Raw genomic sequence first — 22,346 nt, 5'->3', positions numbered from 1 at the left:
ACCCCGCGGGGCCGGTCAGGGGGCCGGCGGGCGCCGCAGCGAGGTCGTGCCGCGGCGCCAGGCGCCCAGCAGGTGGTCCCCCAGCCGCCCCTCCAGCAGTTCCGTGGCGCGGATCCCGAACACCACGTCGGCGGCGAGCTCCGGCTCGCGCGCCAGCAGGTCCCCGATGACGTCCCGGCGCATCACCTGCTCGTGGACGGCGTCCGCCTCGATGTGCTCGGTGAAGAACAGCACGCACCGCGGTCCGGCGCCCATCCGCTCCAGCGCCCTGGCCATCTTCCGGGCGCTGGGCGCGGTGCTGATCTCGGCCGCCGCGAAGTGCCCGACCAGGGCGCCGCGCAGCGAGCGGTGCAGCCCGCACAGCGACATCAGGTTCACCGTGGCCAGGATCGGCGCCGGCACGTCGTCGAGGTAGTGGAGGTAGGACGGGTCCAGGCCGGCGTCCGCCAGCAGGTCGGCGAAGAGCTGCGCGTGCACCCGCTCGCCGCGCCCCCCGCCGAACTCGTCGTACTCCACCGCCACCAGCGACGCCTTGGCCTGGCCGTCCAGGCGGGGGATGACCCAGGCGTGCGGGTCGGCCTCCTTGAGGTGGTAGATCGAGCGGTGCACGAAGTACTCGCGCATCTGCCACCACTCGCCCTCGCGCAGCAGGAAGTCCGAGACCCCGCCGCCCTCGGCGGGCTCCACCAGCAGCGGCTCCAGGGCGGCGGCCACGTCCGTGTCGGAGTCGGTGCCGGTGGCGGTGTCGCGGCGCAGGGCCGCCAGGAAGACCCGCTCCAACCCGGCGCGCAGCCGCAGCAGCCCCGGATCCCACTCCCAGGCGTCCGACACGCCCGCGAAACCCCGGTAGTGCAGCTCGTAGCAGACGTGCAGCGCCAGCTGGAGGTCGTCACCGTAGGGGTCCGCGTCCGCCGGCACCGCGTCCGGGACGGGCGGCAGGAGGCCGGGCGGGCCGGCCAGCGCCTCCAGCACCGCGGCGCTCAACCCGCCGCGCGGCTGCGGGAGGCGGGCGGTGACAGGGCCGGGTGCCGTGCCGGAGATGGTCGTCATATTCCCTCGTGCTCCCTCGCGTCGGTCTGGGCGGCCAGCAGTTCCACCACGGCCCGCGGCCCGCCCCGCTCCCAGGCGCGCCGCTGCCGGTCGGCCCCGGTGCCCTCCTCGCGCACCGCGGCCATCAGCCGCCGCACGGTCCCGGTGTCGCCGGTCTCCTCCAGGGCCGGCGCGGCGTACCGCAGCAGCTCGTCGACCAGGGCGCCGGCCGGCTTGCGGGCGCGGGTGACCGGGTCGATGCCGTAGCCGCGCAGTCCGTACCGCGCGGCGGCCCACACCGCGGCCCTGGCGGCCCGCTCGTCCAGCTCCGGCTCCGGCACCCCCGCCTCCAGATCGGCCAGCGTCCGGCGCACCAGGGCGCGCCCGAGCGCGGCCTGGAGCACCGCGTCGTCGACGGTGGCCGCCGCGTCCGCGACCCGGAACTCGACCGTGGGCAGCCAGGGGGAGGGGCGCATCAGCCAGAAGCTCATCCGGTCGTCGATCAGCGAGCCGTACTCCACCAGCCGTGCCACCTCGGCGTCGTGGGCCGCCGCGTCGGGGAACCGGGGCGGGATCCCCGAGGCGGGGAAGCGCATCTGCTCCATCATCCGCCAGCTGGCGTAGCCGCGGTCGCGCCCCTCGCAGAAGGGCGAGTTCGCCGAGAGCGCCAGCAGCGTCGGCAGCCAGCGGCGCACCCGGTTGACCACGGCCACCGCGGTCTCCCGGTCGGGGACGCCCACGTGGACGTGGCAGCCGCAGACCTGGTAGCCGTCGACGATGTCGGCGAAGAGTTCCGAGATGCGCCGGAAGCGGTCGCCCTCGGTGACCGGGGGCCGCCCGTCGCTCAGCACGGCCGCCCCCGACGACAGCAGGAGCAGGCCCTCCTCCCGGGCGGAGTCCGCCAGCCGCGCGCGGTCCCGGGCGAGGTCCTCGCGCAGCTCCTCGAGGGTGGTGCACACCGCGGTCGCCGACTCCACCTGGCTCGCGAGGAACTCCGCCTTGAAGCCGGAGCCGTCGACGCCGGACGCCTCGTGGTGGGCACGGCGCAGGACCGCCTGGGCGGCGGGCACGGTGCATGCGGTCTCCGGGTCGGCCAGGAGGAACTCCTCCTCGACCCCCATGGTCACGCCCCCGGCGGCTCCATCCCTGGTCACGGCAGTGTGGGTACCCGCGACCCGCCCGGTGAAACGGCGCGGGGGTTTTCCCGGCGGGAGCACGGGTACCGCGAGCGACCGCACCGAGGGCCACCGCGCGGACACCGGGCGGCACCGCCGGCGGCGCGGCGCCACCCGGCACCGGCACGGCGGTCCGGCGGCCACGGCCCGGGTGCGGCACACGGGACGGCTCACGGAAAGGACCCACATGGCGGAAGAACGCGAGACGGCGGGCGGGATCAGCGGTGACGACAACGTGGTGGCGCTGCTCATGCGGCAGCACGGCGAGATCCGCAACCTCTTCGACGAGGTGGAGGCGGCCGAGGGCGACGCGCGGCGGGACGCCTTCCACCGCCTGGTGAGGATGCTGGCGGTGCACGAGACCGCCGAGGAGGAGGTGGTCCACCCCTACGCCCGGCGCAGCGTCGACGGGGGCGAGAGCGTGGTGGAGGACCGCCTGGCGGAGGAGCGGGAGGCCAAGGAGGTCCTGAAGGAGATGGAGGGCATGGATCCGGCCGACCCGCGGTTCATGCCCCGGCTGGAGGCCCTGCGGTACGCCGTGGAGTCGCACGCCCGCGCCGAGGAGCGGTACGAGTTCGTCCACATCGAGCGCAACGCCGGCCCCGAGCGGCTGCGCACCATGGCGCGGGCGCTGAGGGCGGCGGAGGCGACCGCGCCCACCCGCCCGCACCCGGGGGCGGAGACCGCCGCGGAGAACCTGGCCGTCGGACCGTTGGCCGCCGTGGCCGACCGCGCCCGCGACGCCGTGCGCCAGGTGATGGGCAGGGGGTGAGAGGGACCGCGGGGCCCGTCCGGACGCTCCGGGCGGGCCCCGCGCCTGCGCCGGGCCGCCGTCCCGCAGCGGGGGCGGCGGCCCGGTCCGCGCCGGGGTGCGGGGTCAGGCCCGCTCGTGCTCGCGCAGCGACGCGTCCGGGTGCTCCCCCTCGGTGTTCAGCCGGTACTCGCGGCCGAACATCCCCCGGTGCTCGTCGATGACGCGCTCGCTCGGCGGCGCCTCACCGCCGTGGATCTGCTCCTGCATCCGCTCGAAGCGCTCGTGGGCCTCGCGCACGTACCCTGCCCCCAGCGTCGTCAGGTCCAGCTGGGTGGCGAGCAGTTCGCGGACGTAGGCCTTGTTGGGCTCGAACGTCAGCACGTTGGGCAGCTCCGGCGCCAGCACCTCCTCCGGCTCGCGGCCGTCGTGCCGCCGCATCAGGTCGCAGGCGATGTGCAGGTGTTCCAGCTCCATGTTCAGGTGCAGCTCCCACAGGGCCTTCACCTTCGGGTCGCTCTCCTGCTGCATGAACGAGTAGTACAGGTAGCACTCGTTGTACTCGTGGTTGACCAGCCGCTCCCACCAGGTCTCGCCCGGGTCGACCAGCGACTCGTAGTGGGTGACGTGCTCCTCCTCGATGAGCCCGATCTCCTGGTAGAGCTGGCGGGCGATCGGCTCCATGTACTGGGGGCCGACGTTCATGTAGAAGTTCATCGTCTGCTGCTCGGCCGACATGATCGTCAGCGCGTGCAGCTTGGAGAGCGGGTTCGTCCGGTCCTTGTCGTAGGGGTCGCGGACGTTGTCGGCCGGGTGGCGGTGGTGGTACTTGGTGGGCCGGCCCGGAATGACCTCGGTGAGCTGGTCGACGATCTTCTCCGCCTTGCGGTGCTCGATCATCTCGTACAGGTTCGAGTACCGGTACAGGTGGTCGAAGTCCTCCAGGACGCCGAACTGGTACGCCTGCTTCAGGTACGGGTCCGGTTCCATCCGGGCGACCCAGGCGGTGAGGTCGACGGCCACCTGCTCGTAGGCGATGGTCGTCTCCAGGACCGAGGAGAGGCCGGGGAGCAGCCAGTTGACGGCCTTCTGCTGCTGCTGCTCGGTGTACCGCACCTCGGCGAGCTTCCGCTTCACCTCCATGTCGGGGCACACCCGGGCGAAGTGGTGGCTGAACATGATCGCCTCCACCTCGATGCCGTTCATCGTGATGATCCGGCAGCGGGTGTAGGGATCGGCGTGGTTGGGGTCGATGGGCTCGACGTCCAGCTCGCGCCAGTTGCGGATCTGCCTCTCCAGCGGGATGCCGCGCTGTTCCAGGGGGTTGAAGGTCACCTGGGTCCTCCTGATCGTGCCGCTCGGGACGTGCCGTGGGCGCGCGCCCGGTGCGGGGAGCGGGGCCGCCGTCTGCCGTCCGGCCCCGCCCGGCGCCGGGCGCGGGGCGCCGGGGTACCCGTGCCCGGCGCCCCGAAACCGTCTCCCCGGCGGGCGGCCGCGGCACACGGTCGCGTTTCCGCCCGGTGGCGGCGGGTACCGGCGGGGCGATGAGAACCGACCGGACCGCCGACGTGTGCGTCCCCCCGACCGACACGGCCGGCGCCGGGACCCGGAGGGAGAGCGACCATGGCTGACGAGAGGCCCGACCGGAGCCGTCCCGCCGGAGCGGACGACAGCAGGCCCGACCTGGTGGGCGAAGGCGCCACCGTCAACGACGACGAGACCCCCGGGCTGCCCCCCGAGGGCGAGCCCGCCACCGGGCCCAGCCCCGGCGACTCGGCGCTGGACGGCGGGGACGACCCGGGCGGCAGGCCGGAGGACGAGGGCATCCCGGACCTCCAGGACGGCTCGCCCGAGCAGGAGTGGATGAACGACCCGCAGCAGATGCCCGTCCCCGGGGAGCGCCCGGTGGCCGCCGAGGAGTGGGGCACCACCTACTCCGAGCAGGTCGAGGGCAAGCCCCTGGCCGACCGACTGGCCGAGGAGGTGCCCGACGTGGGGGAGACCTCCGACGCCGTCGGCCCCCCGGAGGACCAGACCGGGCAGCTCAGCGACGACCCGCTGGACGACCGGCCGGCCAACCAGGACGTCTTCTCCCACGAGTCGCCCGCCGAGGGGCTGGGCCCGGAGGAGGCGGCCGTCCACACCGTCGAGGAGGGCCGCGACATCGGCCAGCTCAGGGGTGAGGACGACCTGGACCAGACCGGGCCGCCCGAGGGCGTGGGCGAGGTCGGGGAGTCCGGCGAGGGCGAGGGGACGGGCGTGCGCCCGGAGGGGGACGGGCGCCCGTGAGCGAACTCCCCTCCGACCACGAGTCGTACTGGCTGGCCACCGTCCCCGTCACCCCCGCCGTCTCCCATCCGCCGCTGGAGCCCGGCAGCGCGGCCGACACCGACGTGGTGGTCGTCGGCGGCGGCATCGCGGGGCTGAGCACCGCCTGGGAGATCGCCCGCGCCGGGCACCGGGTCACCGTCGTGGAGGCCGACCGGATCGCCGCCGGGGTGACGGGCCACACCACCGCCAAGGTGACCGCCCAGCACGCCCTGATCTACGACGACCTGCGGCGCCTGCACGGCGCCGACGGCGCCCGGATGTACGCCCTCTCCCAGCAGGACGCCATCGGGCACCTGGTGGCCACCGCCGGGGAGCTGGGGGTCGACTGCGAGCTGGAGCGCGTCCCGGCCTACACCTGGGCCGAGTCCGAGGAGCAGGAGGCCAGGGTCCGCGCCGAGGCCGAGGCCGCCGCCGAGGCCGGGCTGCCCGCCTCCTACGTCACCGAGACCGGGCTGCCCTTCCCGGTGCGCGGCGCGGTGCGCGTGGAGGACCAGCTCCAGTTCCACCCGCGCAAGTACCTGCTGGCCCTCGCCGCGGACCTGGTGCGGCGCGGCGGGCGGATCGCCGAACGCACCCGCGTGGTCGGCCTGGAGGAGGGCGAGCCGTGCACGGTGACGGCCGAGAACGGCGCGACGGTCACCGCGCGCGCCGTCGTCGTCGCCACCCACTACCCGGTCTTCGACCGCGCGCTGCTGTTCTCCCGGCTGGAGCCGCACCGCGAACTGGTCATCGCCGCCGCCATCCCGGCCGACCGGGATCCGGCGGGGATGTACATCACCCCCGAGGACAACACCCGCTCGGTGCGCACCGCGCCCTACGGGGACGGGCAGCGGCTGCTCATCGTCACCGGTGAGAGCTTCCTGCCCGGCACCGCCGACGTCCCCGAGCGCTTCGCGCGGCTGGCCGCCTGGGTGGCCGAGCGCTTCCCCGGCGCCCGCGTCGTGCACCGCTGGGCCACCCAGGACAACAGCACCACCGACCGCGTCCCCTACATCGGCCCCTTCCACCCCGGAGCACGGCACACCTACGTCGCCGCCGGCTTCGGCGGCTGGGGGATGAGCAGCGGGGTGCTCGCCGGCCGGCTGCTGGCCCGGTACGCCACCGGCGGCGAACTCCCGGCCTGGGCCAAGCTGTACGACCCGCGGCGGGCGCCCGGCCTCCGTGAGGCGCCCTCGCTGCTGGGGCTCCAGGCCACCGTGGCCAAGCACTTCGTCGGCGACCGGCTGCGCCCCTCCCACGCCGACTCCACCGACGACATCGACCCCGGCAGCGGCGCGGTCGTGCGGATCGGCGGACGCCGCTGCGCCGTCCACCGGGACGACGAGGGGCGGCTGCACGCCGTCTCCGCCCGCTGCACCCACCTGGGCTGCCTGGTCCACTTCAACCACGCGGAGCGGGCCTGGGAGTGTCCGTGCCACGGTTCGCGCTTCGCCCCGGACGGCACGGTGATCCAGGGCCCGGCGACCCGCCCGCTGGAGCGGCGCGACCTCGAGTGAGCGCCGCGGCGGCCGCGGCAACTCGTCCGGGAGACGGGCGCCGAACGCTGGAGCGGGACGGCCGCCGGGTCCGGCTCACCCCCGCCGCCCGCGTCCCGCTCGACCACGCCGACGCCCTGCCCGAGCGCTGGGAGCCGGCCCGGTGTGCTTGAAGTCGTTCGGAGATGCGCAGCGGGGTCCACCGGGTGTCTTGTGGATCGGGCCCGGCGATTGCGCGGGGCGGAGTTCACACATGAGCCGCACGTGGGAACGGCCCCGCCCTCTACTCTGTGAGTGACGAGCTGCACGAAGGAAGGGCGGAGCCATGTCCTTTACCGATGCTGCCCCGGAACCCATTGCCTTTGGGGAGCGTCTGCGTATTCTGCGGGTCCGCCGCGGCATGAGCCGACCGGTGCTGGCCGGGCTCCTGGGCCGTTCCCCGAGCTGGCTCAAGCAGGTCGAGCGCGGGGAGATTCACACCCCCCCGTTGCCGATGGTTCTGCGGATTGCCGAGGTGCTGAGGGTCCGTAACCTGTCCGACCTGACCGGGGACCAGTCCATGCCCGTCGACCTGTTCGTCGGCCCTGGCCACCCTCGGCTCCCCGAGGTCCGCGCCGCCGTCGACGCCTTCCCGGTCGCCGGCACCGACCGCCAGGCACCGGACGCCGCGCACCTGCGTGCTCGTCTGGCCCGTGCCTGGTCCGCCCGCCACTCCGCCCCCAACCATCGCGAAGTCGTCGGCTCCATGCTGCCCGACCTGATCCGTGATGCGCAGCTCGCCGTGGGGCAGGCCGACACCGGACCTGAGCGGCGCGCGGCCCACGCCGTCCTCGCCGAGGTCTACTCCCTCTCGCAGTTCTTCCTTGCGTACCAGCCGGACGGGGCGCTGCTGTGGCGTGTTGCCGAGCGCGGCATGGTCGCGGCCCAGGAGTCAGAGGACCCGCACACGCTGGGTATGGCGGCCTGGCTGGCGGCCGAAGCGCACCGTGACGCCGGGCACTATGACGGCGCCGATGCGGTGACTCTGGAGTGCCTGCGCCACCTCGAACCCCATCTTGCCGACGGCGGCGACGACGTCTTGGCCATGGCCGGCGCGCTGCGCGTCGCTGCCGGCTACACCGCGGCCCGCCGTGGTGACACCGGCGCGGCGTGGGGCTGGTGGGACAAGGCTGACCGCATCGCCCAAGCGCTGCCCGCCGACTACTACCACCCCGTCACGTCCTTCTCCCGTGCTGTCATGGGTGCACACGCGGTGACCCTCGCCGTCGAGCTGCACTCGGGCGGGGAGAGCGTGCGGCAGGCCGCCCGGGCGGACGCCCGCTGTATCCCCTCCCGCCCCCGGCGGGCCCGGCACCGGATCGAGGAGGCCCGCGGCTACCAGCTCGACGGGCAGTCCGACACCGCGCTGGCCACGCTGGAGAAGGCGCATGAGAACGCGCCTGAGACGATCCGCTACAACGGCTATGCGCGGCGAATCATCCTGGAGGAGACCGAGGCGAAATCACCGGAGCGGCGGCGCCGCGCCTCGGAGTTGGCCATGAAGGTGGGCGTGCTCGCCGTCTGAACGCCTGTACGAGGGGCAGGAATCCTGCCCCTTCGCGTTCCACGGGGGTCCTACCGTCGGTGACGAAGCGATCACCGATTCTCTTCGGGGGCTCCAGTGCAGACCGCACCCACCATGCCGCCTACGACGGACGCCGCAATCGACGCGGCTGTCGTCCAGCCGGCCGTCGGCCGTGCCCTGGCCATCGGGCCGGGGCTGCCCCGGTACGAGGAACTGAACGACCTCGTGGCCGAGCTCCGCGGCCACCTGCAAGTGCTGTTGTCCGTCATCCGTGCCGGCCGCCAGGCACGGGCCGCGACCGCCCGCGGTGAGCTGGAGCGTGGCCCTGCCCTCCTGCCGTGCGACTCGATCTTCGCGGCGGTCCGTATGCCCGGAGACGTGGTGCGGGCCGCGGCCGGGACGAGCCGGACCGGGGAGGTGGACGCCTTCCTCCGCGAAGCCCTGGACGGTCCCGTGTTCGTGGACTGCTACTCGCAGCTCCACTACGCCCTCGTGCCGACGAGCGTGGCGTGGGGGTGGGCCGGGCGGGCCCTGCCGGGCGTGACGTGCCTGGGGCGGGACCACTACCCGGGCGTCCCGGCGGTGCACCGGACGGAGCCGCGAGGCCGCTCCTGGTGGTGCGTGCCGATGGACACCCCCGGGAAGCTGTGTGACCCGGCCTCCGTGAGGGAGCTGGTGAGCTTCGGCCCCGACCGGCAGGGCGGGACGGAGCAGGGGGCGTGACCGCCTGGACGTCCGGGCCGGCGTGCTGGTGGTGCGCGCAGGACTCGGACCCGGTCCTGTGGGTGGGTGACGCCCGGGCCTCCGCCGGCGCGTACGCCGCTCCCCTCTACGCCTGCCCGCGCTGCCTGGAGGACCTGGAGGGCCGCATCCGACGGTCCGACGCGGCGTGCTGGTGGTGCGACCGGGAGGGAAGGGCCCGCTGGTCGGGGGACGCCCGGATCGCCTCCGCCCGCTCCTGCGCCCCCGTCTGCGTCTGCCCGTGCTGCCTGGACGACCTCGAGGAGCGCATCCACCAGCACGTGGGGATGCGAGACCGCGTAGCCCGCTGACTCCGTCCCGGGCCCGGCGTCCCCCGTGGTGAGGACGACCGCGCCGCGCTCGGGGCGGCCGGTCCAGCGCCCGCCTGCGCTGCGGGGCGCCGGACCATCCACCGCACGCCCCCGGCCGGGCGTGCGCGGCGCCCGGCAGACCCCCGGGATTCGGGGGGTTCGCTCCCAACCCGTCGAGCGGGCCGCCGTCCTGACGGGCCCGCCAGTGCTCCCCTCTTCTGCCGACTCCCGTAGTGAAAGGTGCCTCCCATGCAGTCCCCGCCCGTGGTTCCCTACATCACCGCGCACGAGAACGAGCCGACGCTGTTGCCGCCCGTACTCCGACGGCACGGACCTGAAGGGCCGTTCCTGGGGTTCGTGGACGAGGCGTCGTACGACCGGGACGGGTGGGGTGCGCTGTGGACGCGCCAGGCCCTGGTGCCGGCGGGGCGGCGCGGCCGGCCGCGACTGGAGCGGGTCCACGCCCTGCGGCAGCGCCGGGCCATGTGGGACGCGCTGTGCCAGGTGTGCGGGAAGTCCCTCGGCAACGAGGACCGGTACCTGTTCCTGATGCGGGATGCCGGCCGGCCGATCGGGGAGAGAGAGCGGACCACGAGTCCGCCGGTGTGCGTGCCGTGCGCCCGGATCTCGCTGGAGGCGTGCCCGCACCTGCGGAAGGGGGCGGTCGCGGCGTGGGTGAACGACTTCCCGGTGTGGGGAGTCGCCGGCGTCGCCTACGACCCGGAGACGCTGGAGGTGATCCCGGGGGACGACCTGGTGGACGTGCGGTACGACTCCGAGGAGCTGCGGTGGGTGGTGGCGGCCAGGCGGATCGTCTCCCTGCACGGCGTGGAGCCGGTGGACCTCGGCAAGCTGCACGCCGCCTGACGCACGTCCCCTCCACGGTCCTGCCGGCCGCCGCGGGGCAGCCCGGCGCCGTCTCGGCGGGTGCCGACCTGCGGCGCCGGGGAAGCCGCGAACGGCCGCCGGCGGCGGAGGCGCCGCAGACCCTGGAGGGGCGCGGGGTCAGATCTGGACGCCCTTGCCCCGCAGGTAGGCCAGGGGGTCGATGTCGGAGCCGTAGCCGGGGCCGGTGCGGACCTCGAAGTGCAGGTGCGGACCGGTGCTGTTGCCGGTGGAGCCCGACCGCCCGATCCGCTGGCCGGCGTTGACCTGCTGGCCCGAGCGCACCGAGATCGCCGACAGGTGGGCGTACTGGCTGTAGCGGCCGTCGGAGTGCCGGATGACGACCTGGTATCCGTACGCGCCGCCCCAGCCGGCCGAGACCACCTGCCCGCGGCTGACCGCCTTCACCGAGGTGCCGGTGGAGACGGGGAAGTCGACGCCCGTGTGGTAGCCGCTGGACCAGCTGCCGCCCGACTGCCGGTACGCGGTGCTGGGCCCGACGCCGCTGACGGGCGCGGAGTAGGACGGTGCGGCCGCCGCCTTCTCCTGCGGCCGGGCTTCGGGCTTCGGCTGCGGCTTCGGCCGGCTGTCGGCCTGGGCGCGGATCTTCTCGCGCGCCTCGGAGGCCTCCTGAGCCTTGGGCTCGGCCTGCTGCGCCGGTCTCTCCTGCGCCTTGGGCTCGGCCTGCTGCGCCGGCCTCTCCTGCGCCTTGGGCTTCGCCCCGCTTCCCGGCCCGGCCTCGGCCCGGGGCTTCTGCTCCGGTCCGGACCCCTTCTCCGCCCTCGGGGCGGCCGGTCGGTCCGGGGCCACTCGCGCGGCTCCGCCGTCCTGGACCCGGAGGCGCTGGCCGGGGAAGATCAGGTCCGGGTCGTCGCCGACGACGGTGCGGTTGCGCTCGTACAGCGTCTGCCAGCCGCCGCGGAGGTCGTAGTCGTCGGCGATGCCGGAGAGCGTGTCGCCGCCGGCCACCACGTGCGTCCGGACCGAACCGCCCGGCCCGGCCTTCCCGTTCGGCGCCGTCCCGCTCGGTCCGTCCGCGGCCGGCGCGGCGCCCTTCCCGGTGTCCTGCCCGGGGGCCTCCCCGGTGCGGGGGGCGTCGGTGCGCTCGGTGGTCCGGGGAGCGGCGTGCGCCCCGGTGCCCTGGTGCTTCCAGGTCAGCCCCGCCTGGCCGGAGCACACCGGCCAGGCGGTGGGGCCCTGTCCGTCCAGGACCCGTTCGGCGACGGCTATCTGCTCGGCCCTGGTGGCGAGGTCGGCGCGCGGGGCGTACTGCGTGCCGCCGAATTCCCGCCAGGTGCTCTGCTTGAACTGCAATCCGCCGTAGAAACCGTTCCCGGTGTTGGTATTCCAGTTGCCGCTGCTCTCGCAGGCCGCGACCTTGTTCCAGATCTCCTCCGGCGTGGCGTGGGCGGCGCCGGCTCCGATGAGCGGGATGGCTATACCGGCCCCTCCCGCGGTGACGGACAGCGATGCGCGCGAGACCGCGTTGGGTTTGTAGCGGCGATGACGTCCTCGTCCGGCCACGGCCGTTCCCTCCCCTTACGCCGTCGAGCCGGCGCTCCGTCAGTTGAGCCTTCAGCGAATTCCGTTGGCGGGCGCGCCAAAGATAGACGTGCCCGTCACATTCCGGCAAGAGCCGTCCTTTGCCGCCCGCAGCGGGAACCGGAGTGCGGCGCACCCCGGCGCACGGAGGCGCACAAAGGCGTGAAAGGACCGGGAACACCGCCGGAAGCTGCGGAAACGAAGCGAAGGGTAAAAGGAATTCAAGATTCCGGCACGGCGGCGATCACGTCGCCGGCCGCCTCGCGGGCGGCGCGCACCCGGACCCGCGCCGCCCGCACCCCGTCCGGTGCCCCCGGCGCCGGTTCACCGCCGCCCGCGCGCCGGTTCACCGCCGCGTCACCCCAGCAGCGCCTCCATGGCCTCGGCCGCGGAGACCGCGGCGTCGCCGCAGCAGTTGTTGAACAGCACGTGGACCTGCTCGGTCCGCTCCGCCAGCGCCCGTATCCGCGGAACCCATCCGGCCAGTTCCTCCTCGGTGTAGCGGTGCCGGTAGGCGTCCTCCTTGCCTCCCGTGCCCCAGTGCGGGCTGCGCCCGTGGAACCGGACGACCGCCAGCTCCGGCACGGTCGCGACGGCCACCGGGGGCACGGAGGACGGCAGGCCCCCGGCGGTGTCCACCGCCACCAGCGCGGCCCCGTGCCGTCCGGCGAGGGAGGCCGTGCCGGCGCACTGCTCCGGCGCGTACCACCGGGGGTCGCGGAACTCCACCGCCGTGCGCCAGCCGAGTGCCCCCGCGCGTTCCAGGCACTCCGCCACGAACCCCTCCGCCTCCGGGCCGGGGCGCAGCGACGGCGGGAACTGCATCAGCACCGCGCCGAGCCGTCCCGCCGCCCGCAGCGGCTCCAGCGCGTCCGAGAAGCGCCGCCACACCTCCTCCACGGTGTCCGGCGGCAGCGCGCCGGCCCGCACCCGGGCCCCTGCCGCACCCGGCGGGCGCAGCGACGCGGGCAGCGAGCCGATCCGGGTCGGATGGCCGGTGAGCAGGGAGAATGCCTTGACGTCGAAGACGAAACCGGGCGGCGTCCGCGCCGCCCACAGCTCGCTGTTGCGTCTGCTGGGCAGCCCGTAGTAGGTGGCGTCGACCTCCACCAGGCCGAACCGCCCGGCGTAGTGCCGCAGTCGGCCCTCGGCGTCCTTGGCGGAGGACGGGTACCAGCCGCCGGCCACCAGGGCCGGGTCCGTCCACGAGCAGGTCCCCACCAGAATGTTTCCCATGTCCAGGGGGTACCCGCGCGACGTCGCCGGATCCGTCCCGGATCGCCGGTGGCGGTGCCCCGGGGCGCTCGGAGGATCCCGGGGCCGGAGGCACTCACGAGAGGAGCGCGGCCATGGCCGGAGACGACAGCACCGCGGACGGCGGCACCGACAGGGAGCGGCGGGCCCGCGAGATCGCGGAGGAGGCCGAGCGGACCCGGAACCCCGGCAACCCCGGGGGCGGCGGGGAGGCCGGAGCGTCCCAAAGCGGCGAGGAGCCGGGCACCGGCCTGCGCCACTGGGAGCCCGGCGAAGGGCCCGGCGGGGAGGGGGACGAGGCCCGTCCGTCCCCGCAGGGCAAGGGCCGGGTCCGGGGGGTGGCCGCCAGTGACGTCGAGCAGCCGGAGATCGCCGGCGGAGGACCGGTGCCGGGCCTCCAGCCGGGCGAGAAGGTGGAGCGCGGCCCCTGGATCCCTCCGGTGGAGGTGGATCCGCCCGCGGACGAGAACCTGCCCCGCGACGCGGCGGGCGAGCCGGATGCGGTGCGCAGGCAGAAGGAGGAGGGCGGTCCCTGACCGGCCTTCCGGCCCGCGTCCGCGCGGCGCCGGGACGGCCGGCCGAGGGGCGCCGGGACGGAGCCGGGGCCGGCGGAGAGCTTCTCCGCCGGCCCCGGCTCCGTCTCCCGCCCGGGAGGGCCGGGGGAGGCCGGTCCCCGCCGCCCCGGGCGGGCACGGGTCAGTCGTTGATGCAGACGTTCCCGAAGGCCGGGTTCAGCGCACCGATGACGTTGACGCTGTTGCCGCAGACGTTGACCGGGATGTGGACCGGAACCTGGACCAGGTTGCCGCTCAGCACGCCCGGGGAGCCGGCGACCACGCCCTTGGCGGTGCTGTCGGCCGACGCGACCCCCGCGCTGCTCAGGACCATGGTGCAGCCGACGGCGGCGAGGGCGGCGGCCTTGGCGATACGGCTCATCGCCGTTCTCCTTTCGATCGTGGATGGATCGCCCTGTCCAACGACGGCGCCGGAGACGGGATGCGCATGATCACTCGATAGGCTTATCTGCATCACCGTCACGGCACTCCCGCTGAGCCGGACGGCCCCGCGCCGGTGGCGTTCCGCCCCCGCGTCCCCTTCCCGGTCACACGCTCGGCGCAACCCCCCGCGCGTCTCCTGCGGACAAAGGTCGCGCGTCTGTCATGGTTTGCTCCGGTTTGGTTGGCATCGATCGGAGAAGATCCATGCGTGTTTCCCTGGGGCTCACCGGCCGAGGAGTGCTGTGCGCACTGGCGTCAGCGGCCCTGGCGATGGCGCTGCCGCCGACCGCGGCCGCGCCGGCTCCCGGTGAGGCGCCGCGCGTCCCGTTCGCCGAGCGCTACCGCGTCACCCTGCACGGCGGCATCGCACGCGCCGCCAACACCGCCGCCACCTGTCTGGAGCCCGCCACCGCCGCCGCGCCCTCCTGCGCCGCCGCCCGCGGCGGTGCGGCGGGGGACAACGGCGACTACGAGATGACGTACGTCGACGTCGACGACGACCCGAACACCTACAACTCCAGCCGCGCCGAGCTGCGCCTGCCCGCCGGTGCACGGGTCACCTACGCCCGGCTGTACTGGGGCGGCAACCTCCGGGTCGGCGAGCAGAAGCCCCCCGAGGACAACGGGCGGGTGCTGCTCGCCGAGGAGGGCGGGCAGTACAAGGAGGTCCTCGCCGACACCGTCGTCGGGCACCGCCGCACCGACGTCATGGACGGCTACACCGCCTCGGCCGACGTCACCCGCATCGTCGCGGGCTCCGGCAGCGGCACCTACACCGTCGGCCAGCTCAACGTCGCCAAGGGCCACAGCCCCGCGGGCGCCTGGGGCGGCTGGACACTGGTGGCCGCCTACGCGCACCCGAACGAGCCCCTGCGGCACGTGGTGTTCATGGACGGCTACGAGCCGCTCCACTCCGCCCGGCGGGCGGTCGACGTGACCGTGCGCGGACTCCCCGTCGCCCCCGGGGCCGCGGGGTCCGCGGGCGTGGTGGCCTACGACGGCGACCGCGGCCGGAGCGGCGAGGCGATGACGGTGCGGGCCGGGACCTCCCCGGCGTACCGGGTGCGCGACGCGGCCAACCCCGCCGACGGCCTCTTCAACTCCACGATCACCGACCACGGGCGCCACGTCGCCGGCCGCCGGCCGTCGTACCCCAACACCCTGGGCTACGACTCCGACGTCCACGGCGTCACGCCCGCGTTCGCGCGCGGCGGCGACTCGGTGACGTTCCGGTTCACCACCGGCCGCAGCGAGGGCTACCAGCTGGGCGCCCTCTTCCTCCAGGTCGACGCGCGCCGCTGAGCGACCCCGCGCGGGGCCGCACCGGCGGCCCCGCACGGGGTCCGGGCGCGAGAGCAGGCCGTTTCGCGTGTTGGTTCACAGGGGAGTTCCGCGTGCCTCGAAACGAGGAGAAGGCGTGTCCCGCAACGGTGCTGCACCTGTCGCAGCCCGTCGAGGGAGGCGTCGCCAGGGTCGTCACCGACCTGGTGAGGGCCCAGACCGAGGCCGGGATCCGTGCCGTGGTGGCCTGCCCGCCCGGCGGGGTGCTGGGCCGCGACGCCGCCGCGGCCGGGGCCGAGGTGGTCGACTGGCCGGCGCGGCGGGAGCCGGGGCCGGGCCTGTACGGCGAGACCGTCCGCGCCGCCCGGCTGGTCCGGCGGATCGGGCCCGACCTGGTGCACACCCACAGCGCCAAGGCCGGGCTGGCCGTCCGGCTCGCCCTGCGCGGCGGAGTGCCCACCGTCCACCAGCCCCACGCCTGGTCCTTCGACGCCGTCGGCGGGGCCACCGCACGGCTCGCCCGGCGCTGGGAGCGGCTGGGGGCCCGCTGGGCGGACCGTGTCCTGTGCGTCGCCGAGGACGAGCGCCTCCGCGGCGTGCGGGCCGGCGTGCGCGCCCGCTGGGCAGTGGTCCGCAACGGCGTGGACGTCGAACGCTTCCGCCCGGCGGACGAGGCTGCCCGCGCCCGCGCCCGCGCCACTCTCCCCGCGCTCGCGGGAGTGCCCCCGCACGCCCCCGTGGCCGTCTGCGTCGGACGGCTGTGCCGGCAGAAGGGGCAGGACGTGCTGCTGCGGGCCTGGCCGGCGGTCGCCGCCCGCGTCCCCGGCGCCCGGCTGGTCCTCGTCGGCGACGGTCCCTGGCGGCGTGACCTGGGCGCCGCGGCCGGCGACCGGGTGCTGTTCGCCGGAGCGGCCGGGGACACCGCGCCCTGGTACGCGGCGGCCGACGCGGTCGTGCTGCCCTCCCGCTGGGAGGGCATGGCCCTGGTGCCGCTGGAGGCGATGGCCTGCGGCCGCCCCGTGGTGGTCACCTCGGTGACCGGCGCGGCCGAGAGCCTCCCCGCAGGCCGCGCCGCCGACTTCGCGGTGCCGCCGGAGGACCCCGCCGCGCTGGCCCGCGCGCTGACCGCCCTGCTCACCGACCCGCCGCTGCGGCGCGAACTGGGGCTGCGGTCCCGCGAACACGTCGTGGCCGCCCACGACGTGCGGCGGACGGCGCAGCGGATCGCGGAGCTGTACGCCGAGGTGCTGGCCGAACGGGCCGCGCCCGCGGGCGGCCCCCTCACCGCGCCCTTCCACCTCCCCCTCCACCCCTCCACCCACCAGTCCGTCCTTCCTCACCCCGATGCCAGGGAGTGCACCAGGCGATGACCACGGAGAACGCCGGGACAGCCAAGACGAGTCAGGTCCTGCCGCCACCGGAATCCAGAGACCGCCCGGCCCCCCACGTCGGCCCGCCGCGCGGCCCGGCCGCCCGCCTCATGCCGCCGCGCCCGGGGAACGTGCACCGCCGCCGCGCCGCGGGGACGCTGGCGGCCTCCGACTGCCTCGTGGCGCTCGCGGTGGCGGTCCCGGCGGCCACCCCGTCCGGCGGCGGAGGCCCCAGCCTCCTCCCGCTGGCGCTGTTCTCCCTGCTCCTGCCGGCCGTCCTGCTGCCGCTCAACGCGCGCGGCGGCCTGTACCGCACCGCCCTGACCGCCTCCGCGCTCGACGAACTGCCCGCCCTGCTCGGCCGCGTCGCGGCCGCCTGGTGCGCGGCGGCGGCGGTGCTCGCGGCCCTCCACCCCGGCGACGCCCTGGGGTGGGCCACCCTGCCGGCCGTGGTGGCCGCCCACGCGCTGCTGGCGTGCGCCGCCCGCGGGGCGGTCCACTCCGGACGGCGGCTGGCGGGCCGGCGCCGGCCGCGTTCGGCCCTGGTGATCGGCGCCGGCCCGGCCGGACGCCGGATCACCGCCGCCCTCCAGGAGCACCCCGAGTACGGGCTGCGCCCGGTCGGGATGGTCGACCCCGGCGGCCCCGCCCCCGGTACGGACGAGGGGGACGGGGCAGCCGGGGACGCCCCCATCCCCCTCCCGGTGCTCACCCGGGACGAGGAGATCGTCCGCGCCGCCATCCAGAACTCCGTGCGGGACGCGGTGTTCACCTGCGACCCCGCCTCCGACCCGGAGACCGCGGCGCTCGTGCCGCTCTTCGGGGAACTGGACTGCACGGTCTGGCTCGTCGGCGAGGCGGCCCGGACCGCCGTCCCCGCCGCCGGCCCCCGCTTCCGCGGAGGCGACCACCTGTGGGGCTTCGCCTGCCGCCGCCTGGACCCCGCCCCCCGGCGCCGCCCGGCCGGACTGCGCCGCAAGCGGGCCCTGGACGTCGTGGTCGCGGCCGTGGCGCTGGCGGCCGCCGCACCCGTCCTGCTGGCCTGCGCCCTGGCCGTCCGGATCGCCGACGGCCCGGGGGTGATCTTCCGCCAGGAGCGGATCGGAGGGGACGGACGGCCCTTCACGGTGCTGAAGTTCCGCACCCTGCGGCCGCGCGACGAGCACGAGTCGGCGACGCGCTGGAACGTCGCCGACGACCGGCGGATGAGCGCGGTCGGCCATGTGCTGCGCCGCACCTCGCTGGACGAGCTGCCGCAGCTGTGGAACGTCCTGCGCGGCGACATGAGCCTGGTCGGCCCGCGCCCCGAGCGCCCCTACTTCGTCCAGCGCTTCAGCCAGCTCCACCCCGGCTACGCGGCCCGCCACCGGATGCCCGCCGGGATCACCGGGCTGGCCCAGGTGCACGGGTTGCGCGGCGACACCTCCATCGAGGACCGGGCGCGGTTCGACAACCACTACATCGACACCTGGACCCTGTGGCGGGACGTCCGCATCCTGCTCCACACCGCCGGCTCCCTCCTGCGGCCCGGGGGAAGCTGAGGTGTCCGAGGTCACCACGGCGGCCGCCGCTCCCCGCGCCCCGCACCCCGCGCCGCCGCTCCCGGCGGGGCGGCGCACGGCCCGGGGAGCGGGCCGGAGGGCCGCCGCGCGGCTCCGCGGGTGGGTGGCGGAGAACCGGTCGGCGCTGCCGGCCCTCGCCACCGCCCTGCTGGTGTGCGTGCCCGTCCCCGCCCGCACCCCCGACGACGTGGTCGGCGGCGGGGGCGCCACCGTCGCCGACGCCGCCTCGGTGCTCCTGGTCGCCTGCGCCGCCGTGCCGGCGCTGCGCGCGCTGCGCACCCGGACGCGCCCGCTGGACGCCGTGGCGGCCGCCGTGCTGGCGGCCCCCGCCGTGGCGCTGGCCCTGGCCACCGTCGCCTCCCGCGACCCGGCCGCCTCGCTCGCCGGGTTCGCCCGGCTGCTCCAGGTCTTCGTCCTGGTCCCGGCCGCCGTGGTGCTCACGCTGCGCTCGCGGCGGCACCTGCGGCTGCTGGCCGCCGCCCTGGTGGCGGTCGCGCTGCTCCAGGGCGCGGTCGGCGTCCACCAGTTCCTCACCGGGACCGGCGCCTCCTACCAGGGGGAGGACATCCGGGCCGTGGGCACCTTCGGCCCGCTGGACGTCATGGGGATGTCCACGGCGGTCTCCTGCGGCATCGTGATCGCCCTGGCGGCGGGGCTGGCCCCGCCGCCCGGCACCTCCCGCAGACGGCGGGCCGCGGCCCTGGCCGCCGCGGCCGTCCTGGTGGTTCCGCTGGCCCTCTCCTTCAGCCGCGGGGCGTGGATCTCCACCGCGGCGGCCTGCACCGCGGTGCTGTTCCTGGCCGGCGTGCGGACGGCGCTGCGCACCCTGGCCGCGCTGGCGGCCGCCGCCGTCGTCCTGGTCGGCGGAGCCGGGGTGGGCGGCGAGCTCGTCGCCGAACGGGCGAGCAGCATCACACAGGTCGCCGAGGCGCCCGACCAGTCGGTGACCGACCGGTACGCCATGTGGGCCGCCGCCCTGGCGATGTGGCGCGAGGACCCGGTCACCGGAGTGGGCCCCAAGGGCTTCCCCGACCACCGCGACACCCACGCCTCCCTCGCCCTCTCCGCGGCGAGCGACACCGCCGGAGCGGGCCACGACTTCCACCGCCAGCCGCTGCTCTCGCCGCACAACATGTACCTGCTCCTCCTGGCCGAGCAGGGCACGGTGGGCGCCCTGGCGTTCACCGGCTGCTGGGCGGCGCTGCTGGTCCTGGGCGTACGGCGGCTGCGCGCCGCGCGCGGCACCGGTCCCGGCACCGGCCGGCGCCGGGACCGCGGGGCGGACTGCGGGCTGGCCGCCGTCGGCCTGCTCGTCCTGACCTGCGTCGACTTCCTCTACGCCGACATCGGCGGCCCCTCCACCGTCCTGACCGCCCTGGTCCTCGGGCTGGCCGCCCGGTGGGCCCTGCCGCCCGCGGCGGCGGGGGAGCCCACCACGTCCCGGCGGAGGGAGGTGTGCCGACGGTGAGCACCGCACCCGCCGCGCCCCCCACGCCCCCGCCGGCGGGCCCCGGGGCCCCCGCCCGCGCCGGGACCCGGAAGAGTCCCGCCCCCGGCGGACGGTTCGTCGCCCGCGCCGCGGCCGTCACCGCCGTCCTGACCGCGGCGGGCTCCTTCCTCGGACTCGTGCGCGACCAGACCGTCGCCCACCTCTTCGGGGCGGGCAGCGACACCGACGCCTTCCTGGTCGCCTGGACGATCCCGGAGTTCGCCGCGACGCTCCTGATCGAGGACGCCATGGCGCTGGTGCTGGTGCCGGCGTTCAGCCTCGCGCTCTCCCGGCGCGCCGCGGCGGCCGGCGGCCCCGGCGGACCGAAGGGCCCGGAGGCGGCCGGCGACCCCGTCCGAGCCCTGCTGGCGGCCACCCTTCCGCGGCTGCTGCTGGCCCTGGCGTGCGCCGCGGGGGCCGCCGCCCTCCTCGCGCCCCACCTGGTGGACGCCCTCGCCCCCGGACTCGCGGACCCCGCCCTGGCGGTGGACTGCACCCGGCTGACCGCCCTGACGGTGCTCGGCTTCGGCACGGCCGGCTACTTCAGCGCCGCCCTGCGCGCCCACCGCAGCTTCGTGCCGCCCGCGACGATCTACCTCTCCTACAACCTCGTCATCATCACCGCCACGCTGGCCCTGTACGCGCGGTGGGGCGTGCGCGCCGCAGCGTTCGGGGTGGCGGCGGGAAGCCTGGCGATGGTCCTCGTCCAGCTCCCGGCCTTCTGGCGGCACATGACCGCGCGCGCCGTCCCCGCCGTCCGCGCGCCCCGCCCGCGCGCCCGGACGCGGGGGAGCGGGGGCGCGGTGCGCGGCAGCGGCCGCTCCGGTCCGCGCGCCGCGGCCCTGGTGGGCGGGGCCGTGCTCGCGCCCGTGGCCGTCTTCGCCGTCTTCCGCCAGTCCCAGGTGCTCGTCGAGCGCTTCCTGGCCTCCGAGCTGCCACCCGGGGCCATCTCGCACCTGAACTACGCGCAGAAGATCGCCCAACTTCCCATGACGTTCTCCCTGCTGCTGTGCACGGTCACCTTCCCGCTGGTCGCCCGCGCCATGGCGGACGGCCGCCCCGAGCAGGCCAGGCAGCGGGTGGAGCGCGACCTGGTGCTGGCCGCCGTGGTGGTGCTGCTCGGTGCCGCGTACGTCGTCGCCTACGCCCCCCAGATCGTCGAACTGCTCTTCCAGCGCGGCGCGTTCGCCGCCGGCGACACCGAGGCCACCGCCTCGGTCATGCGCGTCTACGCCCTCGGACTGCTCGGCCACACCCTGGCCGGCGCCCTGGTGCGGCCGTTCTTCTCCACCTCCCGGCCCACCTGGTACCCGGCCGGCGCGATGGCCGCCGGACTGCTGCTCACCGTCGCGGCCGGCGCACTGGCCGCGCCCCGCTGGGGCGTCCACGGCATCGCGGCCGCCAACGCGGCCGGGATCACCACCACCGCGCTGCTGCTCCTGGGCGGCCTGCGCACCCGGATCCTGCCCATCCGGGCGGGCGCGGTGACCGCCGGCCTGGGCCGCCTGGCCGCGGCCGCGGCCGTCGCCGGCGCGGCCGGCTGGGCCGCCGCTCCGCTGCTGCCCTCACCGCTGCCCACCGCCCTGGCCGGGGGCGTGGTCGTCCCGGCCGCCTTCGCGGGCGCGGCGCTCGCCGTCCGCGCCCCGGAGGTACCGCAGTTGCTCACCGCCCTCACACGAAGGTTCCGCCATGTCCGCTGACCCGGCACACGCCCCCGCGCCCGCCGCCCCCGGCACCGCGACCGCATCGCTGCCCCGGCACCGCCCGGTGCGCCCCTGGGTGCTGATGTACCACTCGGTGGCCCGGCACACCGAGGACCCCTACGACATCACCGTCTCCCCGGGCCGGCTGGACCGCCAGCTGCGCTGGCTGCGCCGGCGCGGGCTGCGCGGCGTGGGCGTGGCCGAGCTGCTGCGCGAGCGCGCCGCCGGCCGGGGCGCCCGCCTGGTGGGCCTGACCTTCGACGACGGCTACGCCGACTTCATCGAGGAGGCCGTGCCCCTGCTGCGCCACCACGGCTGCACCGCGACCGTGTTCGTCCTGCCCGGCAGGCTCGGCGGCACCAACGCGTGGGACCCGCAAGGTCCCCGCAAGCCGCTGCTGACCGAGGCCGGGATCCGCGCCGCCCTCGGCGCCGGGATGGAGATCGGCTCCCACGGGATGCTCCACCTCGACCTCACCGGCACCGACGACGACACCCTGCGCCGGGAGACCGAGGGCAGCCGCCTGCTGCTGGAGGAGGTCACGGGCCGCTCCGTGCGGGGCTTCTGCTACCCCTACGGCACGATCGACCACCGCGCGGTGGGAGCCGTGCGCGCGGCGGGCTACGAGTACGCCTGCGCCATCGACCCCGGCCCGCTGACGTCGGTGCACGCCCTGCCCCGCGTCCACGTCGGCGAGTCCGACGACTCCCTGCGGCTGCACGCCAAGCGGCTGCTGCACCCGCTGCGCCGGCGGGCCCTGCCCAGCGGCCCCACCGCCCCGGCCGCCGGCGCCCCCCGCACCGGAGCCGGACGGTGAGCCCGGTCCGCCCGGCCCCCGCGGGGACTTCGGCGGGCCCCGCCGCGGCACCGGCGGCGGGGGAGGGC

The 22,346-nt window shown here is 76.0% G+C and carries 20 protein-coding genes; 14 read left to right on the top strand and 6 right to left on the bottom strand.

Annotation, left to right across the window (positions count from 1 at the left end; all coding sequences use genetic code 11):
• Positions 1–15 precede the first annotated feature (15 nt).
• On the bottom strand, positions 16–1,050 hold the full coding sequence (locus tag ACFSJS_RS13305) for an iron-containing redox enzyme family protein (RefSeq protein ID WP_380899786.1): 1,035 nt from the start codon (positions 1,048–1,050) through the stop codon (positions 16–18).
• A complete protein-coding gene (locus ACFSJS_RS13300) occupies positions 1,047–2,183 on the bottom strand; it encodes a carboxylate-amine ligase (RefSeq protein WP_380899784.1) in 1,137 nt (378 codons plus the stop codon). Before ACFSJS_RS13300 ends, ACFSJS_RS13305 begins: the two co-directional genes overlap by 4 nt.
• A gap of 208 nt (positions 2,184–2,391) precedes the next feature.
• Between ACFSJS_RS13300 and ACFSJS_RS13295 the strand changes: the two genes are divergently transcribed.
• Entirely contained in the window at positions 2,392–2,976 is a 585-nt protein-coding gene (locus ACFSJS_RS13295; RefSeq protein WP_380899782.1) for a hemerythrin domain-containing protein, read from the top strand.
• A gap of 105 nt (positions 2,977–3,081) precedes the next feature.
• On the opposite strand, the gene ACFSJS_RS13290 is transcribed toward ACFSJS_RS13295, so the two are convergent.
• On the bottom strand, positions 3,082–4,290 hold the full coding sequence (locus ACFSJS_RS13290; protein ID WP_380899780.1) for a hypothetical protein: 1,209 nt from the start codon (positions 4,288–4,290) through the stop codon (positions 3,082–3,084).
• A 288-nt stretch (positions 4,291–4,578) separates the two neighbouring features.
• Here ACFSJS_RS13290 and ACFSJS_RS13285 point away from each other — a divergent pair, with 288 nt between their 5' ends.
• From ACFSJS_RS13285 to ACFSJS_RS13260, 6 genes are all read left to right on the top strand, one after another.
• Positions 4,579–5,244: a hypothetical protein gene (locus ACFSJS_RS13285; RefSeq protein ID WP_380899778.1), complete on the top strand. Its 666-nt coding sequence runs from the start codon at positions 4,579–4,581 to the stop codon at positions 5,242–5,244.
• Positions 5,241–6,782 carry an FAD-dependent oxidoreductase gene (locus tag ACFSJS_RS13280; RefSeq protein WP_380899776.1) on the top strand — a complete coding sequence of 514 codons (1,542 nt, stop codon included), beginning with the start codon at positions 5,241–5,243 and terminating at the stop codon, positions 6,780–6,782. The genes ACFSJS_RS13285 and ACFSJS_RS13280 overlap by 4 nt, the downstream gene beginning before the upstream one ends.
• A 304-nt stretch (positions 6,783–7,086) precedes the next feature.
• Positions 7,087–8,325, top strand: a complete 1,239-nt coding sequence (locus ACFSJS_RS13275; protein WP_380899774.1) for a helix-turn-helix domain-containing protein — start codon at positions 7,087–7,089, stop codon at positions 8,323–8,325.
• A gap of 114 nt (positions 8,326–8,439) precedes the next feature.
• Complete coding sequence (locus ACFSJS_RS13270) at positions 8,440–9,048, top strand: hypothetical protein (RefSeq protein ID WP_380899772.1); 609 nt, start codon at positions 8,440–8,442, stop codon at positions 9,046–9,048.
• A complete protein-coding gene (locus ACFSJS_RS13265; RefSeq protein WP_380899770.1) occupies positions 9,045–9,377 on the top strand; it encodes a hypothetical protein in 333 nt (110 codons plus the stop codon). Before ACFSJS_RS13270 ends, ACFSJS_RS13265 begins: the two co-directional genes overlap by 4 nt.
• A gap of 249 nt (positions 9,378–9,626) precedes the next feature.
• Positions 9,627–10,244, top strand: a complete 618-nt coding sequence (locus ACFSJS_RS13260; protein ID WP_380899768.1) for a hypothetical protein — start codon at positions 9,627–9,629, stop codon at positions 10,242–10,244.
• Between the two features lie 138 nt (positions 10,245–10,382).
• Here the strand turns inward: ACFSJS_RS13260 and ACFSJS_RS13255 are convergent, their stop codons facing one another.
• Entirely contained in the window at positions 10,383–11,786 is a 1,404-nt protein-coding gene (locus ACFSJS_RS13255) for a transglycosylase family protein (protein ID WP_380899766.1), read from the bottom strand.
• 375 nt (positions 11,787–12,161) lie between these two features.
• Positions 12,162–13,040, bottom strand: coding sequence for a DUF72 domain-containing protein (locus ACFSJS_RS13250; RefSeq protein WP_380899764.1), 879 nt, complete (start codon positions 13,038–13,040; stop codon positions 12,162–12,164).
• A 113-nt stretch (positions 13,041–13,153) separates the two neighbouring features.
• Between ACFSJS_RS13250 and ACFSJS_RS13245 the strand changes: the two genes are divergently transcribed.
• Positions 13,154–13,594 carry a hypothetical protein gene (locus tag ACFSJS_RS13245; protein WP_380899762.1) on the top strand — a complete coding sequence of 147 codons (441 nt, stop codon included), beginning with the start codon at positions 13,154–13,156 and terminating at the stop codon, positions 13,592–13,594.
• Positions 13,595–13,754: 160 nt separating this feature from the next.
• On the opposite strand, the gene ACFSJS_RS13240 is transcribed toward ACFSJS_RS13245, so the two are convergent.
• A complete protein-coding gene (locus ACFSJS_RS13240; protein WP_380899760.1) occupies positions 13,755–13,994 on the bottom strand; it encodes a chaplin in 240 nt (79 codons plus the stop codon).
• 266 nt (positions 13,995–14,260) lie between these two features.
• Here ACFSJS_RS13240 and ACFSJS_RS13235 point away from each other — a divergent pair, with 266 nt between their 5' ends.
• The 6 genes from ACFSJS_RS13235 (at position 14,261) to ACFSJS_RS13210 (ending at position 22,278) form a co-directional block, all read left to right on the top strand.
• Positions 14,261–15,358 (top strand): DUF3344 domain-containing protein, encoded by a 1,098-nt coding sequence (locus tag ACFSJS_RS13235; RefSeq protein ID WP_380899758.1) that lies wholly within the window; start codon positions 14,261–14,263, stop codon positions 15,356–15,358.
• Positions 15,359–15,450: 92 nt separating this feature from the next.
• Positions 15,451–16,707 (top strand): glycosyltransferase, encoded by a 1,257-nt coding sequence (locus tag ACFSJS_RS13230; protein ID WP_380899756.1) that lies wholly within the window; start codon positions 15,451–15,453, stop codon positions 16,705–16,707.
• A complete protein-coding gene (locus tag ACFSJS_RS13225; RefSeq protein ID WP_380899754.1) occupies positions 16,704–18,248 on the top strand; it encodes an exopolysaccharide biosynthesis polyprenyl glycosylphosphotransferase in 1,545 nt (514 codons plus the stop codon). The genes ACFSJS_RS13230 and ACFSJS_RS13225 overlap by 4 nt, the downstream gene beginning before the upstream one ends.
• 1 nt (position 18,249) lies before the next feature.
• The gene (locus ACFSJS_RS13220) at positions 18,250–19,737 is read left to right on the top strand and encodes an O-antigen ligase family protein (RefSeq protein WP_380899752.1); all 1,488 of its coding nucleotides are present in this window, start codon (positions 18,250–18,252) and stop codon (positions 19,735–19,737) included.
• Positions 19,725–21,458, top strand: a complete 1,734-nt coding sequence (locus ACFSJS_RS13215; protein ID WP_380899750.1) for a lipid II flippase MurJ — start codon at positions 19,725–19,727, stop codon at positions 21,456–21,458. The genes ACFSJS_RS13220 and ACFSJS_RS13215 overlap by 13 nt, the downstream gene beginning before the upstream one ends.
• On the top strand, positions 21,448–22,278 hold the full coding sequence (locus tag ACFSJS_RS13210) for a polysaccharide deacetylase family protein (RefSeq protein WP_380899748.1): 831 nt from the start codon (positions 21,448–21,450) through the stop codon (positions 22,276–22,278). The genes ACFSJS_RS13215 and ACFSJS_RS13210 overlap by 11 nt, the downstream gene beginning before the upstream one ends.
• The last annotated feature ends 68 nt before the right edge of the window (positions 22,279–22,346 follow it).

Origin of the sequence: Streptomyces desertarenae (assembly GCF_042681365.1) — a bacterium.
GTDB classification, from domain to species: domain Bacteria; phylum Actinomycetota; class Actinomycetes; order Streptomycetales; family Streptomycetaceae; genus Streptomyces; species Streptomyces desertarenae.
This window is presented reverse-complemented; position numbering and strand designations above follow the sequence as displayed.